We start from the raw sequence: 16437 nt of genomic DNA, 5'->3' as shown, positions 1-16437 counted from the left end.
GTCAGCGGACTCCGCGGATCGGAAGGATGAACAGGGCGCTGATGACCGCCGCGATCGCGCCCGCGCCGAACAGCACCGTGAAGTTCTGCGGGGTCGCCGCGGTGGCGCCGATGGCCAGCAGGGCCGGGGCGACCGCGGGGACGATCATCACGGGCAGGTTGTTGGCCAGGTTCATGATGCCGAGATCCTTGCCCGGGTTGCCGGGGTCCGGCAGGACTTCGGTGACCAGGGCGAAGTCCACCGCGAAGTAGACCCCTTGGCCGATCCCCATCACGCCGATGGCCATCAGGAACGCGGGGACGCTGTCGGCCGCGGCGACCAGGCCGAGCCCGACCGCGAAGATCAGTGCCGCGACGACGACGAACGGTTTGCGGCGGTGGATCCGGTCGCTGATCTTCCCGGCCACCGGCGCGAAGATCAGCGACGCGACGGTGAGGATCAGCGTGGCGACGAAGATCGTCGTGCCGACCGTCGCCGAGTCCACATGCTGCACGTCGATCAGGTAGAAGGCCTGGTACGCGTTGACCGCGGCCACGCCGAGGAAGATGAACAGCCGGCTCAGCCAGGCCAGCCCGAAACTCGGATAGCGCAGCGGGCTGACCCAGAAGGTGCCCAGGAAGTCGCGCCACACGAACGGCGGCCGCTCCGACGGGCTCAGCCGGCGGTCCTTCAGCACGACCGTGAGCAGCAGCAACGCCACCACCGCGACCCCGGCCGGGAGCAGCACCATGGCGGCCAGGTGCGGCTGGACGAGCTGGGCCAGGAACAGGCCGAGGACGGCACCGATCGGGCTGCCCAGCCCGACCATGCTCGACGGCGTGCCGCGGCGGTCGGGTTCGAACTGGTCGGGCACGATCGCCGCGGTCGCGACCATGGCCGCGACCGATCCGGTGCCCACCACGATGTAGGCGAGCGTCAGCACGACGACGTCGTTCGCGGCGACGATCAGGACCGAGCCGGCGGCGATCAGCGCGGCCGCGGCCAGCAGGAACGGCCGGCGACGACCCAGCCGGGCCGTGGTCCGGTCACTCAACCGTCCCACCAGCGGGAACGCGACGAGTGAGGTCAGCCCGCCGACGGCCACGACGATGGACAGGATGGTGGTGGCCCGCTGCGGGTCGATCTGATCGGCCTTGAGCGCCAGCGTCAGGATGGCGTCGGACAGCAGCGCACCCGCGGTGGCGGCGATCGCGAACAGGTAGAAGAAGTAGAAGCTGCCACCCGGGTTGCGCCAAGCCGGATCGGCCGGCGGAGACGGCACGGCGGGGGCGCTTTCCGGCGGGGAAAAGGTCACGACAAACTCCCGATTGACGTACGAAGGTTGTTCTCGCCCGGGGTCAGCGGCACGTCACCGGCCGGGGTGACGAGCGTCGCGGTGATGCCGTAGGGCACGGTGACGTGGATGTCGGCGCGGTCGCCGTCGCGCTGCCAGGCCACGGCGAGCCGCCCGTAGGGGGTGCCGACGTGGGCCCGGACCGAGTCGACGCCCGCGGCGAGATCCGGTTCGATCGTGGCGGTGCGATATCCGGGCGAGGTCGCCCGGATCCCGGCCACCCGCCGGTACAGCCAGTCGTCGACGCACCCGTACGCGTAATGGTTGAGCGACACCTCGCGCACGGTGCCGTCCGGCCCGATCGCGTCCCAGCTCTCCCAGATCGTGGTGGCCCCCCGGTCGACCTCGTACAGCCAGGACGGCATCTCCGGCTGCCAGAGCACGCGGCGGGCCAGGTCGGGATAACCGTTGTCCCAGAGCGCGTCGAGCAGATGCCCGACCGACAGGAATCCGGTGTCGAGGCGCCCGCCGCGACCCTCGACCAGCGCCGCGAGCCGCGCCGCGGCGGCTTGGCGATGCTCCGGCAAGAACATGTCAAAGGCCAGGGCGATCGCGTACGGACCCTGCAGGTCCACCGGCAGCAATCCGTCCCCCGACACGTACGCGGCGGTGAACGCGCCCCGGACAGCGGCGGCCCGCCCGTCGAGCTCGTCGGCCAGGTCGTCGCGGCCCAGGACGCGGGCCGCGCGGGCGGTCACGGTGAGCGTCCGGGCCTGGAACATCGGCGCGACGATCCCGCCGGTCAGCTCGGGTGCGACGCCGATCGCCTCGTGCAGCGGCTGCCCCTCCAGGGTGCTCGGGGTCAGCCAGTCCCCGAACTGGCCGGCGGGCCGGTAGAGCAGCGACTCCCCGGCCTCGGCCCGCTGATGCTCGATCCAGGCGAGCATCGCGTCGAGGTTGTCGGCCAGGACCCGCCGGTCGCCGCTGCGTTCGTAGAGCGTCCACGGCACCAGCGCGATCGCGTCACTCCAACCGGCGGCGGCGACGATCGCGCCGATCCCGGTCGCCGCGGCGGCCGACTCCGCGTCGTACGGCGAATAGGGGGAGATGATCGGCACACGACCGTCCGGCAGCTGGTCGGCCCGCAGGTTGGCCAGCCAGCGGCTGAGGAACGGCACGACCTGCGCGTTGCTCGCCGCCGCGGGCGCGAAGACCTGCAGGTCACCGGTCCAGCCGGCCCGTTCGCGCTGCGGGCAGTCGGTCGGCACGGACAGGAAGTTGCCCCGCTGGCTCCACACCACGTTGCGGTGCAGCCGGTCGAGGCGCGCGTCCGAGGTCTCGAACGAGCCGGTCCACTCGATGTCGCTGCCGAGCACGACGGCCACGACGTCCTCGGGCTCCGGCGCCCGGTCCAGCCCGCGGATCCGCACGTACCGGAAGCCGTGGAAGGTGAAGACCGGCTCGTAGATCTCCGGGCCGTCCAGCCCCGCCGCCACGTACGTGTCGCATTGTTCCTTGTTGATCCCGGTGATGTTGGCGAACCAGCCGCCGTCGCGCCCCAGCGTCTCGGTGTGTTCCAGGGTGATCGATTGACCCCTTCGAGGGGTACGGACGGTGAGCCGCACCCGCCCGGCGATGACCTGCCCGAAGTCCACGATCCAGCCGGTCCCGGCGTCGCCGGCGATCGTGCGGGCGGGCAGTTCGAGCACCCGGCGCACCGGTTCCCCGGTGAACGGGCGCAGCACGGCCGTGCTCTCCCCGGTCGGCGTCACCGGCGTCCACCCGGAGTCGTCGAAGCCCGGCGCGTCCCAACCGGGCTGCTCCGAGCGGCGGTCGTAGTGTTCGCCGACGAACAGATCGGCGTAGGCCCACGGCCCGGGGGAGCCGCACACGCCGGCCCCGGACCGGATCACCTCGGTGCCGCCGTCGCGGTAGTCGACGTGCAGCTGCCAGGTCGCGCTGGTCTCGGTGCCGAACTGGGCGCTCGAACCGCTGAGCCCGATCCGCCCGGCCCACCAGCCGTCGGCCAGGGCCACCCCGAGCACGTTCTCGCCGGTGGCGAGCAGGCCGGTGACGTCGTAGCACTGCACCGAGATCCGATGCGGATAGCTGTCGAACCCGGGCGCCAGCACCTGATCGCCGGCGTCCCGCCCGTTGACCTGCGCGGTGTAGACGCCCCGGGCGGTCGCGTAGAGCCGGGCCCGGACCACCTCGCCGCGGACGTCGAACCGCTGGCGCAGCAACTGCACCGGGCGCAGCCGCTGCTCGACGGGTGTCTCCGGGCGCCGGCCGAGGATCCAGTCGAGCAGGGTCCAGCGTTCCGTCGCGGTGGGTTCCTGCTTCGGGCTGATCCACGCGGCCAGCCAGTCGGCCGGGTCGAGCAGTCCGGTCTCGAAGGTCGCGGCGGCCCAGTCGCCCGGCTCGGCGGCGCCGTCGAGCCAGACCCGCACCCGCCAGTGGTAGACCTGGTTGGAGTCGAGGGGCTCGCCGTCGTACTCGATTGCCGGAAGCCCGCCCGGGCGGCGGCCGCTGCGCCAGACCGGGTGCCCGTCGCCGCGGTCGATCGCGATCTCGGCGGCGTCCTGGACGCCGTTGGTCGTCCAGCTGAGGCGCGGACGGTGCGTGCCGACGCCGATGGGCTCGGTCAGGTATTCGACGCGCAGGTCGTAACACTGCTGCTCAGGCATGCTGCGTCTCCGCTTCGATCACCGTGGGTAGCGGCTTGGTGTGTGGTGCGGCTCACGGTAGGGGCTAAAAACCTAAGACACAAGGTTTCCGTCGCGAAAACCTTGTGTTACTGGCTTTCGCGTCACGGAGGCTCCGGGAAAACCTTGCACAGAAGGTTTTGGGGGCTAGTCTGGCTTCCCCAGCGCCCGACCAAGGAGTCGTTCATGAAGCTCGACGACATCGGCCTCGAAGCCGCCGGCCACGCCTTCCGGCTCAGGACCTACCAGCCGGCCGAGCCGGACGGCCCGGTCCTGGTGTGGATGCACGGCGGTGCGTTCATGTTCGGCGACCTCGACATGCCCGAGGCCGACCAGGTCGCCCGCCGGCTGTGCGAACGCGGCGTGGCCGTCGTCTCGGTCGACTACACCCTGGCGCCGCTCGACGCCCTGCCCGAACTGCTGCCGGCCGGCGAACCCGGGCCCGGCATGCCGCCCCTGCCGCCGCTGTCCCAGGCGCCACGGGCGCGCTTCCCGGTGGCGTCACTGCAGATCGTCGCCGCCTTCGGCTGGGCCGTCGACAACGCGAAGAGCCTCGGCGGTGACCCACGGCGGATCTCGGTCGGGGGAGCGAGCGCCGGGGCGAACCTGGCCGCCAGTGCCGGCCTGCGGCTGCGCGACCGCGGTGCCGAACGGCCGGCCGCCCTCGCACTGGTCTATCCGGTGCTGCACAACGAGGTCCCGGCGGTCGACGACGAGCTGGCCGCGATGCTGGCGCCGCTGCCGCCGTTCCTGACCTTCCCGCCGTCGTCGATGGCGGCCATCAACCGCAACTACGCCGGGGACGCGGTCACCGACCCGTACGTCTACCCGGCCGGTCACGACGTGCGCGGACTACCGCCGACACTCATCGTCAACGCGGAAGCCGACCGGTTGCGCATGTCCGGTGAGGCGTTCGCCGCCGAACTGGCCCGGGCCGGCGTCGACACCAGCGTCGTCCGTGAACGCGGCACCAGCCACGGCTACCTCAACGAGGTCGACCACCCGGCCGCCCGGCGGACGATCGACCGGCTCGCCACCTGGATCACCGCGGCCTGACCGCGCGCCCGGCGCCGGCTCAGGCGGACGTCAGGGCCGGCGCGGACTCGCCGGAGAGGTCGATGCTCTCGCCCGACCGCAGGATCACCGGCGCCAGCCGCTCCAGGTGACTGCGGATCAGCGTGAGCACGTCGATGCGCCCGCCGGTGAGCACCCACTGCAACTGCAGACCGTCGGCCACCGCGATGCACTCCCGGGCGATCGCCTCGTAGTCGATGCCGTCACGCAGGAACCCGGCCTGCACGCCCTGCTGGAAATCGGCGGTCAGGGCGGCCACCACCCGCTCGTAGCGCGCCACGTACAGCTCGTGGGCGGCGCTCGTCGGGTCGGCCGCCTCCGCCGAGACCAGTACGAACAGCTCGATCAGACCCGGCTGCGACGCGCACATGCCGGCCAGTCGCATCATCTGCCGCAGCGGCCCGGTGCCGTCCGTGTCGGCCGGGCTGTCCAGCGCCCACCGGCCGAGAATGTCGAACCGCCGCTCGGCGACCGCGACCAGCAGATGCTTCTTGGTGGGGAAGTAGTGCATCAGCCCGGGCCCGGTCAGCCCGACGTCACTCGCGATCCGGGCCATCGAGGTCTGCGCATAACCCAGGGTCGCGAAGTTGGCCGTGGCCACGTCCAGGATCTGCTCCCGCCGCGCCCGGCCGACCGAGTAGCTGCCCCGACGTCTGCTTCCCGCCATCGCCAAACCATAGCCGAGGGCGCACGCCACCCGGTCGCGCGCTTCACGCCCGTACCCGAAGAAGCCTTTGATCTGATAGAAGTTGCGGCATGAAGGTCTTGATCGTGCGCGGGGGATGGGACGGCCACCGGCCGGTCGAGGCCACCGAGATGTTCCGGCCGTTCCTCGCGGCCAACGGCTTCGAGATCGAGGTCAGCGAATCGACGACGGTCTACGGCCAGGCGTCGGTGATGGCCGAGGTCGACCTGATCGTCCAATGCGTCACGATGTCGCAGATCGCGCCCGAGGAGGTCGCCGGGCTGCGCGCGGCCGTCGCGGCCGGCACCGGATTCGCCGGCTGGCACGGCGGCATCGCCGACTCGTTCCGCGCCTCCTCGGACTACCTTCAGCTGGTCGGCGGCCAGTTCGCCACCCACCCGAGCAAAGAGCCGGGCGCCTGCGGCGGTGACGAGACCGACAACTTCCTGCGGCACCGGGTCGAGCTGACCGCGCTCGGCCGGGAACACCCGATCACCGCCGGCCTCGACGACTTCGAACTCACCACCGAGCAGTACTGGGTGCTGACCGACGACCTCAACGACGTACTGGCCACCACCACCCACCCGGTCCAGCCGTGGCATCCGTGGCACCGGCCCATCGTCTCCCCGGCCGTCTGGACCCGGCAGTGGGGCCGCGGGCGCATCGTCGTCACCACACCCGGGCACAGCCTCGACGTGCTCGGGAACCCGAACGTACGTACCGTGATCGAGAGGGGAATGTTGTGGGCGAGCCGCACCGCATCGGCGTCGTAGGCACCGGCTACATCTCCGGCGCCTACCTCTCCACCCTGGCCGGGCACCCCGGTGTGACCATCGCGGCGGTCGCCGACATCGACACCGCCCGCGCCGCCTCGGTCGCCGCCGGCATCGACGGATGCCGCGCCCGGCCGGTCGAGGACCTGCTGCAGGACCCGGACATCGACACGGTCCTCAACCTGACCGTGCCCGCCGCGCACGCCTCGGTCGCGCTCGGCGCCATCGTCAATCACAAGCGGGTGTACGGCGAGAAGCCGCTCGCCGCCGACCTGCCGGCCGCCCGTTCGGTGCTCGATCAGGCGGCCGCGTTCGGCGTGACGGTGGGCTGCGCGCCCGACACCGTGCTCGGCACCGGCATCCAGAGTGCCCGCGCGGCCGTGGATTCCGGGCTGATCGGGCGCCCGCTGTCGGCGGTGGCGGTGATGGCAACTCCCGGTCATGAGCGGTGGCATCCGAACCCGGACTTCTACTACCGGCCCGGCGGTGGGCCGCTGCTGGACATGGGGCCCTACTACCTGTCGGCGCTGGTCCACCTGCTCGGGCCGATCGAAGCGGTCACCGGCGCGGGCTCACGGCTGCGCGACACCCGGGTGATCGGATCCGGACCGCGGGCCGGGGAACGGATCGACGTGGCGGTCGAGACCCACGTGACCGGGGTCCTGCATCACGTCGGGGGAGCGCTGTCGACGATCACGACCAGCTTCGACGCGGTGCGCACGACGGCCGCCCCGATCGAGGTCCACGGGGAGACCGGCAGCCTCGCCGTCCCCGACCCCAACCTGTTCGACGGCGACGTGCGCCTCTTCGAACTCGGGTCCGACGACTGGCGGACGCTTGCCCCGTCGGCCGGCTACGTGGACGCGGGCCGCGGCATCGGCCTGCTCGACATGATCACCGCGGAGACGCCGCGGGCCGGCGGGGCCCTCGCCCTGCACGTGCTCGACGCGATGACATCGTTGCTCCGGTCGGCCGAGGAGGGGCGTCGCATCGACCTGACGACCAGCGTGGAGCGGCCTTCTGCGGTGCCGCTCACCGCGCCGGAGCAGTGGCGTTCGCGCTGACCCGCGGAAGCAGGGACAGGACGGTGTCGGCGACGCCGTCGATGGTCTCGGCGTCGACGCCGGCCTTGCCCACCGCCTCGATGCCGCGCAGCACGGTCAGCAGCAGCGCGGCCAGGCGATGCGGGTCCGCACGGTCGTCGATGTCGCCGTTGCGCTGCCGCGCGGATCTGGGTGCCGAGTAGCTCCGTCAGCGCTGTCATCGTCTCGACGATCGCGCCGCGAACAGGGCGGTCTTGTCGCCGAAGGCCCCGTAGAGGCACCGTCCATCAAACGGGCTGCTTCGGCCGCCGGACACCGGGTCGCCGACAAGGTGCGGCACATCCGGCACGACAATCGCCGAGTCAAGAAAATGGACCCCTATTGCTTGTGAACGGTTCGGGTGGGAGATCAATGGGGATTCCCCCGATGCCCCTATCTTTTCGGCCTGCGCGATCCCCTAGTGCCCTCATGTGCGTCACATCGGGGCGGCCGGGAAGGCGGAGCGGGGCGGGCATGGGTCTGGGTTGGAAATGCGCTGGTAGAGGCCATTTCGAGACAGGATGCAATCGGCTGGGAACCCCCAGTGACGGGCTGTCCTGCCCGTGAATGGCGTGGGTCCGGTGGCGGGCTTCCCGCCTTTATGGAATTGAGATCCGAGCCGGATTTCTCGGCTTGGCTGTGCGCCTGCGGGACCACTAGAGTGACTGAGCCTCCACAACGGACATTGCCGCATCACCCAAATCGAGGATGCTCATGCCCGACATTCCTTTTCTGGTCGCCGCCGTCGCCGTGCCGGCAGCGATCGCCTATTCGGTCCGGACGAACCGTCGCGGCGCCGCCCGGGCGAGCGCGCAGCAGGCTCTGGTCGACCAGGCGCGCTCCGAACTCGCCGTGACAAGGGCGGACCTGGCCACGGTGCGCTCCGAACTCGCCGTGACAGCTTCGGAGCTGGCCACGGCGCACTCCGAGAGCGGCCGGCTCGCCGAGCGGCTCGGCCTGCTGCAGGCCGAGATGGAGAACAGGCAGCCGTCGGCGGCGCACGCCGACGGCCGGCATGTCGAGGTCTTCGTCAACCTGTCCCGGCGGCTGCAGTCGCTGGTGCACAGGGAGATCAAGCTGCTCGACGCGCTGGAGAACGAGGTCGAGGATCCCGACCTGTTGAAGGGCCTTTTCCAGGTCGATCACCTGGCGACCCGGATTCGGCGGCACGCGGAGAACCTGGCCGTGCTCGGCGGGTCGGTGTCACGGCGTCAGTGGAGCCGGCCGGTCGCGCTGACCGAGGTGCTGCGCTCCGCGATCGCCGAGGTCGAGCACTATTCGCGGGTCAAGCTGGTGCCGCCGATCGACGGCACGCTGCCCGGGCACGCCGTCGCCAGCATCATCCACCTGGTCGCCGAGCTGATCGAGAACGCGACGATGTTCGCGCCGCCGCACACCCAGGTGTTGTTGCGCGCCGAGCAGGTCACCTCCGGGGTGGCGGTGGAGGTCGAGGACCGCGGTCTGGGCATGCAGCGCTCCGATCAGGAGCGGGTCAACCGGCTGTTGGCCGATCCGGATGCCATCGACCTGGACGAGTTGCTGAAGGACGGGCGGATCGGTCTCTACGTGGTCTCGGTGATCGCCCGGCAGCACGGGGTCGTCGTGCAGGTGCGGACCAACATCTACGGCGGTACCCAGGCAGTGGTGATCCTGCCGCGGCTGTTGGTGGGTTCGCCGTCGAAGGCGCCGGCGGTGTCCCGGTCCGAGGGTTCGGTTCAGGCGCAGGATCCGCCCCAGGTCAAGGACCGGCTTCCCGGATCGGAGCAGTCGCCGCCGCACCCGGTGTCGGCTCGCGTCCCGGTGGCTCAGATCCCGTCCGCCCCGGTGCGGCAGACGCCGTCGTCACCGCTGCGGCCCCCGCTCCCGCAGCGTCGCAGCCAGACTCACATGGCCCCGCAGTTGCAGCTCGGGCCGCTGCCCCCGGCCACGGATCCGGCCGGTGACCACGATCCCGGCCTGATGGCGTCGTTCATGAACGGCATCTCACGGGCCGAGGACCACGCGCCCACGCCTGACAGTCTCGGCTGACCCCCGCCCATTCGTCTCTGAGGAAGGCCCCACTCCCCATGTCACGCACCGATCCCGCACGTCCGGCCCAAGATCTGGTCTGGTTGTTGTCCGGCCTGGTCGACCGGGTCCCGGACACCAGGAGCGCGCTGCTCCTGTCGTCCGACGGTCTGCGCAAGGCCGCCCACGGACTCGACGACGACGGCGCGGATCATCTTGCCGCGGTCGCCTCGGGCCTGTTCTCGCTGGCCCGCAGCGCCGGCACTCGTTTCGACGGCAGCGACGGGGTGCGGCAGGTGGTGGCCGAACTGGAGGAGTCTCTGCTGTTCGTCACGGCGGCCGGATCCGGCGCGGTGCTCGCGGTGCTCGCGGGCAAGGCGGCCGACCCGGGCGTGCTCGGCTACGAGATGGCGCACATGGTCAAAAGCGTCCGGCCGTACCTGTCGACCCCGGCCCGCAACGAGGCGGAACTCCCGGGCCCGCGCGGACGGTGAGCACGTTCGAGACCGAGGACGAGCACTGGTTCGACGACGCCGCGGGTCGCCTTATCCGGCCGTACACGGTGAGCGACGGCCGGACCGAGCCGACCATGCGCATGGACCTCCTGTCGATGGTGATCGCCACCGGCCGCCGCCCGCACGGCCAACTCGGACCGGACCACGCTCAGGCACTTGATCTCTGCGGCCGGGTCACCACGGTCGCCGAGGTCGCGGCCCGGCTGAAGCTGCCCGCGGTGGTCGCCAAGATCCTGCTCTCCGATCTCGTGGACTGGGGCGCATTGGACACTCGCTCGCCTGACCCGATGGCTGATCCTTCGAACCCGGTAGTACTGGAGACCATCATCTATGCCCTTCAACGACGGCTCTGACGGCTTTCCGTCCGCGCTCAAGCTCCTGATCGCGGGCGGTTTCGGCGTCGGCAAGACAACGTTCGTGGGTGCGGTCAGCGAGATCGAACCGTTGCGCACCGAGGAGGTGCTCACCACCGCGAGCGTGGGCACCGACCGGCTGACCGGCATTGAGCGCAAGTCGACGACCACTGTCGCGATGGACTTCGGCCGCATCACCATCAGCCAGGACCACGTGCTCTACCTGTTCGGCACGCCGGGTCAGGAGCGCTTCTGGTTCATGTGGGACGAGTTGTCCAGCGGTGCGATGGGCGCCGTCGTGCTGGCCGACACCCGCCGGCTGGCCGACTGTTTCCCGGCCGTGGACTTCTTCGAGTCGCGTGGCATCAGGTTCCTGGTCGCGGTCAACGAGTTCGACAGCGGCAGCCGATACGAGCCGCACGACCTACGCAGGGCCCTCGACCTGCGGTCGGACGTCCCGATCGTCTACTGCGACGCGCGTGACCAACGATCCGCGACGGGCGTGCTCATCAATTTGATGCAACATCTGCTCGCCTCCCGCGCACATCGTCAACTGAACGGAGACCCGGCATGATCTACGACCTCTCCGCCAACCATCCGCTGACCCCCGCAGATCCGGAGGTGCCCACTCGCATCGTCCGGCTGAACGAACTCGGGCTGGGTGGCGGCCCGGACGCGCAGCTCGACGAGTTCGCGCGCAGGATGGGCGAAGTCACCAAGGCGCCGCTGGCGATGGTCAACTTCATCCACGAGGATCACCAGTACCTGGGTGGCCTCTACACCGGCGCCGAGCTTCCGGTAGCGCTGCAGGCCGGCTTGTCCGGCCGTACGTTCTCGCGCGAGCACGGTTACTGCCCGCACGTCGTCGTCAGGCGCAAGGCCCTGGTGCTCGACGACGTCTGCGACTACCCGCGGTTCGCCGGTAACCCGGTGGTCGACGAGATCGGCATCCGTTCCTACCTGGGCGCTCCGTTGATCGATCGGACCGGCGTCGCGCTCGGCACGGTCTGTGTCGTGGACACCGAACCACGCCCGTGGGGCCGGCCGGGGCTGGAGACGATCAAGGCACTGGCCGCTGAGCTGGTCGCGCAGATCCACACCCGCGAAGGGCGTTAGGAGAGGCGGGCGGCGGCCGGCGAGCGCCGCCGCCCGGACCTCCGTGGTGTTCACCACTGCGGCGGCGTGCGAGAACGCCATTCCGTAGGAGAAATTACCGTCCGTGACGATGCGAACCCGTTGAGGAACCAGACGTTCTACTGTAGAGTCCGTCCGGATAGCGGAACTGATCATGCTCAATGCGAAATCGGCCGACCTCGCATTGGGCATGTCGAACCGGGCGAGAACGGCGCCGAGAAAGACACGCAGCGAAGCAATTCCGATCCACCACTGATAAGCACCTGGCCGAAAAGGCCGGCTTGATATCAGCGGCATCAATGACGAGCCGCGTCTATCAGCGCGCTCCGATGGTATTTCTGATGAGTGTGACGCGTTCCGCGGCTCCACGAGATTCATGCGCGCCCGACACAATGCGGGCCCGACGCGACACTCAGCTCACCCCAACGTTTGCAATGCTCAAGATCCTCGCGAGGAGCGAACGATGGATACGGAAACCATCAGCCATGATGCCGTTGTTCCCGAGCTGACCGACAGTCGCCCGCAGGCGTCGCCGACGACCCGGATACTGGACTTCCTGCGCGGATACGCCCGCAATTTTCTCAACTCCCGAGTCATGGACGAACGTCGCTCGCTGCCGCCTGCCCTGGTGTCCGACTTCGCCGAGGTCGGCCTGCTCGGCCTGCAGGTCCCCCGGAAATACGGGGGACAGGGACTCGGCCACGCCGACATGAACCGGGTGTTCACGCAACTCGGCGCCATCGATGCCAACCTCGCCGTCTTCTGCGCGGTGCACAACACGCTGGGAATCCCGCCGGTCAGACTCTCCGCCACCGAACGGGTCAAAGACGAGGTACTGCCACGCCTGGCCGGGGGTCAGGCCCTGATCACCAGCGCGATCAGCGAACCGGGCATCGGTTCGCACGTCCGCGGAATGACGACGACCGCGAGCCGGAACGCAGACGGCTCCTTCACCATCGACGGCACCAAGAAATGGATTTCGCTGGGCGGTGACGCCCGGTACGTAAACGTATTCGCAAGGCTCCGGGACGAAAACGGCCGGCCCGGAGGGATCACCGGGTTTCTGGTGGACAGCCGCACGCCCGGTTTCGAGATCGGCCCGGAGATGCTGACCCTGGGCCTACGAGCCGTGCCGCAATACGACCTCAGCTTCAGGAATCTGCGCGTCCCCGCGTCCGCCCTGCTGGGCGACGAAGGGGCCGGGCTCGACATCGCCAAGACAGCATTCATGGGCGGTCGTGTCGTACTGGCCGCGATGACCCTCGGCGCGGCCATGCGATCGCTGGAGCTCGCCCAGCGCTTCGCCAAAGGACGGGAAATCGCCACCGGCCCGATGGCCGAGAACGGCCGAATACGCGAGATGCTCGCCGACGCCGCAGCCGGTGTCCAAGCCGCGGAATCGCTGATCTCCCACATCGCGGCGTGGCAGGACGCGGGCGAGATCGTCCCCGACGCCTGGTTCTTCTGCGCGAAGATCCTCGGCTGCGAGCTGGGCTGGAGCGCCATCGACAAGGCCCTGCAGGTGCTGGCGGCCCGCGGCTTTCTCGACACCAACACCGTCGGCCAGCACTTCCGGGACTTCCGGCTGTTCAGAATCTTCGAGGGCTCCACCGAGGCCCTCACGGTCTACCTCGGCACCATGCTCGTCCGCAATCCCGAGGAGTTCGCCAAACTCGTCAACCAGGTGCAGCCCACCGCCCAGGTGCTCGACCTGGTCGACCAGGTCGCCCAGATCGGCGCCAACCGGCCCGACGACGCCGGAGCCCGGCACATCCACGCGGCTGTGATCGGCGAGCTCGTCTCCTGGACCCTGATGACCGCGGTGACAAGCCACGTCGCGCACCACTCCGCGATGCACGCCTACACGGCATCCTGGACCGAGCACCAGCTTCGGCAACGACTGCGCAACGCACAACTCGACCTGCGCCGGAACCTGCCCTCCCTGACCGAGTTCAGCGAGCACGTCGCCACGTACACCGACGTCATCGGCGACATCGACCAGCGACGCTGGCCCGCCGAAGAATGGCGAGGCGACCCACTGCTCAGGTGACGCCACCGCCACACGTTTCCGCCCGGGACGGCAAAGAACGGCTTTGGCGCAGAAACGGTACGACGGCTCGGCCGGAAGGCCGAGCCGTCGTACCTATCTTCAGAAGAATCGGTTGTGTTGTCGGGCCGGCCCCGCGGCCCTATGTCCGGTTCAGGCGGCCGCGTAGGTGAGGCTGAGCGGAGCACCGGCCACGGTGTCGTGGTTGAGGACGACGGTGATGGCGCTGCCGGCGGCCCCGGCCGGGATCTGAACGGTCACGGTCGATTCGTTCACCCAGGTCACGGCGGCCGGTCGGCCGTTGACCAGGGCGGTTACCGCTTCCTTGGCGAACAGTGCGCTGCTGGCGGTGAACCCGCTCCCGGTCAGGGTGAGCTTCCCGCCGGTCTTGGCGACGGTGGTGACCCCGGCGCTGACCGTGTACGGCTGCCGGTAGGTGATCTGGTCGGCCGTCCGGTTGGCGACGCTGGGGCCGCCCCGGCCGGTGACGACGATCCGGTACGCACCCTGCGCCGGGGCGCTCGGCGTTGTGATCGTGATGCTGGTCTTGGTCCGGGCGGTGATGTCGGCGCTCAGGACGATGCTCGGGTCGGCGACGGCGACCAGGGCGACGGTCGTGGTTTCCGGGGCGATGGTGTCGGCTCCGGTGACGGTGACGACGGCGCTGGTGCCGCCGTCGGTGGAGACCTTCGACGCCTTGACCGCGGTGACGACCGGGGCCGGGTAGACGTAGGTGACGCCGGAGATGGACGGCCCGGCGACCGTGTCGTGCAGCAGCGCGATCGCCGGGGTGCTGCCGGCCGCGGCCGGGGGCATCGTCAAGGTCAGGGTCGAGTCGTTGACCCAGGCGACGGCGGCGGGCTTGCCCCCGACGGTCGCGGTGATCTTCTTCGTGCTGAACTCGGCCCGGCTGGCGCCGAATCCGGTTCCGGTCAGGGTGACCGGGCCGCCGGTGGTCAGGACGGTCTGGCCGGGGGTGACGGCGATGCTCATCGGGCTGACGAAGGTGATCTGGTCGGCGGCGGCGTTCGGCACGCTCGCGCCGCCGCTGCCGGTGATGACGAAGCGGTAGGCGCCGGTGACCGGGGCCCCGCCGGCGGTGGGGGCGGCCGGGATGGTGACGGTGACCCCGGTGGTGGTGCGGGCCGTGATCGGGGCGTCCGTGGTGATCGTCGGGTCGGCGATGTTGACCATGGTCACGGTCGTCGTGGACGGGGCGATCGTCGCCATGCCGGTGACGTTCAGGGTGACGGCGGCGCCGCCGTCGGTGGAGACCTTGGCCGTCTTCACCGCGGTGATGACGGGCACCGGGGCCAGGTAGGGGATGGTGATCGCCGGGGCGGCGATCCCGGAGCGCAGGACGATCAGGTTGGCGCTGGTCCCGGCGGTGCCGGCCGGCATGATCACGCTGGCGTGGGTGTCGTCGATCCAGGTCAGGCCGGTGGTCTTGCCGTTGATGGACGCGGTGACCTTGTTCGCGGTGAACTGGGCCTGGGTGGTGCCGAAGCCGCTCGACGTGACGACGATCTTGGTGCCGCCGGTGGTGCGGGCGACGGTGCCGTCGGGAACGGTGATCGGGTAGGCCGTCACCATCGTGATGGTGTCGCGGCCGGCGACGGGCAGGCCGGCGCCGCCGGGCCCGGTCAGGACGACACGGTAGGAACCGGGCGTCGGGACCGCGGGCACGGTGACGGTCAGGCTGGTGGCGGTGTGCCCGGTGACGGTGGCGGGCACCGTGACGGCCGAGTCGGCGACCGAGACGAACGTGACGGCGCCCGCGGCGTCGACGTCCATGCTGCTCAGCCGGGCGCCGGTGATGGTCAGGCTGGAGCCGCCCAGGCTGTTGACGGTGGTCGCGGACAGGCCGGTGACGGTCGGGGGCAGCTGCTGGCCGGCCGAGACGAAGCCGGTCGTGACCGAGGCCTCGGTCGCGTACTTGGTGATGAAGTCCCAGCTCAGCGTGGCCCAGCCGTCGGCCCCCCACCGCGTGCCCCAGGAGTTCTCGATCTGCACCCCGGTGGCGTTGTAGCCGAGGATGACGACGGCGTGCCCACCCAGGCTTTTACCGGAGACGTCCGCGGCGGTGAACGTGGAGTTTTCGGGGCTCAGGTAGTTGAACGCCTTGTAGACGGGGATGCCGAGTTCGACCGGGGTTCCGTTGGCCAGCGCCTGCTGGATGACGGTGCGGGCCGAGTCGCCCTGGTTGGCTCCCACGAACAGGTACTGCGAGGTGCCGAACTTGTGGTTGGCCGCGTTGCTCCGTTCCGCCGTGGTCGGCTGCGAGCGGAAGTCGGTCGTCCCGTGGGTCCAGTAGGCGGCTTCCGCGATGCCCTGGTTGGCCAGTACCGCCCACGCCGCGGTGGTCGTGGACCCGGCGTCGCGGCCGCCGTTGATCTGGTTGTACAGGTACAGCGGGGCGAACGGTGTCCCGGCGTGGCGCTGCGAGTTGGACAGCCAGCCGGCCAGGGTGTAACCCTCCGACCAGGCCACGCACGAGCCGATCGGTCCCTGATCACCGGCGGGTACCGCGTTCGAGGACAGATCGACGGACTCGGGCACTTGGCCCACCCCGAGTACACCCACCTTGGCCGCGTGGGCGAGGCCCGCGGCGGCGGAGATCCGGGCGACCGTCGGTGCGTCCAGTCCCAACCCGTGTGACGGTGTCGTCGCGGCGTACGCCGGGCCGGTGACTGCGCCGAACGCGGCGACGGCCACCGCGATGGCCCCATTGACAGATGCTTTGTTGATGGTTTCGCCTCCTCCGTAAGGCGAAACCCGAACTCGGCTCG

Annotated in this window: 14 protein-coding genes; 9 read left to right on the top strand and 5 right to left on the bottom strand. The window is 70.1% G+C overall.

Annotated elements, in window-relative coordinates:
- Position 1: 1 nt before the first annotated feature.
- Positions 2 to 1294: an MFS transporter gene (locus ACSHV8_RS23135; protein WP_436535838.1), complete on the bottom strand. Its 1293-nt coding sequence runs from the start codon at positions 1292 to 1294 to the stop codon at positions 2 to 4.
- A complete protein-coding gene (locus ACSHV8_RS23130; RefSeq protein ID WP_436535837.1) occupies positions 1291 to 3960 on the bottom strand; it encodes a family 78 glycoside hydrolase catalytic domain in 2670 nt (889 codons plus the stop codon). Before ACSHV8_RS23130 ends, ACSHV8_RS23135 begins: the two co-directional genes overlap by 4 nt.
- A 204-nt stretch (positions 3961 to 4164) precedes the next feature.
- On the opposite strand from ACSHV8_RS23130, the gene ACSHV8_RS23125 reads away from it, so the two are divergent.
- Entirely contained in the window at positions 4165 to 5034 is an 870-nt protein-coding gene (locus ACSHV8_RS23125) for an alpha/beta hydrolase (protein WP_436535836.1), read from the top strand.
- A 19-nt stretch (positions 5035 to 5053) separates the two neighbouring features.
- On the opposite strand, the gene ACSHV8_RS23120 is transcribed toward ACSHV8_RS23125, so the two are convergent.
- On the bottom strand, positions 5054 to 5719 hold the full coding sequence (locus ACSHV8_RS23120) for a TetR/AcrR family transcriptional regulator (RefSeq protein WP_436535835.1): 666 nt from the start codon (positions 5717 to 5719) through the stop codon (positions 5054 to 5056).
- Positions 5720 to 5808: 89 nt separating this feature from the next.
- Between ACSHV8_RS23120 and ACSHV8_RS23115 the strand changes: the two genes are divergently transcribed.
- Complete coding sequence (locus ACSHV8_RS23115) at positions 5809 to 6510, top strand: ThuA domain-containing protein (protein ID WP_436535834.1); 702 nt, start codon at positions 5809 to 5811, stop codon at positions 6508 to 6510.
- A complete protein-coding gene (locus ACSHV8_RS23110; protein WP_436535833.1) occupies positions 6480 to 7574 on the top strand; it encodes a Gfo/Idh/MocA family protein in 1095 nt (364 codons plus the stop codon). The genes ACSHV8_RS23115 and ACSHV8_RS23110 overlap by 31 nt, the downstream gene beginning before the upstream one ends.
- On the opposite strand, the gene ACSHV8_RS23105 is transcribed toward ACSHV8_RS23110, so the two are convergent.
- A complete protein-coding gene (locus tag ACSHV8_RS23105; protein WP_436535832.1) occupies positions 7543 to 7668 on the bottom strand; it encodes a hypothetical protein in 126 nt (41 codons plus the stop codon). The two genes, ACSHV8_RS23110 and ACSHV8_RS23105, sit on opposite strands and share 32 nt — an antisense overlap.
- 638 nt (positions 7669 to 8306) lie before the next feature.
- On the opposite strand from ACSHV8_RS23105, the gene ACSHV8_RS23100 reads away from it, so the two are divergent.
- The 6 genes from ACSHV8_RS23100 (at position 8307) to ACSHV8_RS23075 (ending at position 13651) form a co-directional block, all read left to right on the top strand.
- Positions 8307 to 9620, top strand: coding sequence for a sensor histidine kinase (locus ACSHV8_RS23100; protein WP_436535831.1), 1314 nt, complete (start codon positions 8307 to 8309; stop codon positions 9618 to 9620).
- 38 nt (positions 9621 to 9658) lie between these two features.
- Positions 9659 to 10093 carry a roadblock/LC7 domain-containing protein gene (locus ACSHV8_RS23095; RefSeq protein ID WP_436535830.1) on the top strand — a complete coding sequence of 145 codons (435 nt, stop codon included), beginning with the start codon at positions 9659 to 9661 and terminating at the stop codon, positions 10091 to 10093.
- Entirely contained in the window at positions 10090 to 10467 is a 378-nt protein-coding gene (locus ACSHV8_RS23090) for a DUF742 domain-containing protein (protein ID WP_436535829.1), read from the top strand. Before ACSHV8_RS23095 ends, ACSHV8_RS23090 begins: the two co-directional genes overlap by 4 nt.
- Entirely contained in the window at positions 10445 to 11041 is a 597-nt protein-coding gene (locus ACSHV8_RS23085) for a GTP-binding protein (RefSeq protein WP_436535828.1), read from the top strand. Before ACSHV8_RS23090 ends, ACSHV8_RS23085 begins: the two co-directional genes overlap by 23 nt.
- Positions 11038 to 11583 carry a GAF domain-containing protein gene (locus tag ACSHV8_RS23080; protein WP_436535827.1) on the top strand — a complete coding sequence of 182 codons (546 nt, stop codon included), beginning with the start codon at positions 11038 to 11040 and terminating at the stop codon, positions 11581 to 11583. Before ACSHV8_RS23085 ends, ACSHV8_RS23080 begins: the two co-directional genes overlap by 4 nt.
- A 394-nt stretch (positions 11584 to 11977) precedes the next feature.
- Entirely contained in the window at positions 11978 to 13651 is a 1674-nt protein-coding gene (locus ACSHV8_RS23075) for an acyl-CoA dehydrogenase family protein (protein WP_436535826.1), read from the top strand.
- 150 nt (positions 13652 to 13801) lie between these two features.
- Here the strand turns inward: ACSHV8_RS23075 and ACSHV8_RS23070 are convergent, their stop codons facing one another.
- Positions 13802 to 16363, bottom strand: coding sequence for an IPT/TIG domain-containing protein (locus ACSHV8_RS23070; protein WP_436535825.1), 2562 nt, complete (start codon positions 16361 to 16363; stop codon positions 13802 to 13804).
- Positions 16364 to 16437: the final 74 nt, after the last annotated feature.

The organism is Actinoplanes sp. HUAS TT8 (assembly GCF_051380535.1).
Taxonomy (GTDB): domain Bacteria; phylum Actinomycetota; class Actinomycetes; order Mycobacteriales; family Micromonosporaceae; genus Actinoplanes.
The sequence above is the reverse complement of the archived record's forward strand: the minus strand, read 5'-3'. Positions and strand labels throughout refer to the sequence as shown.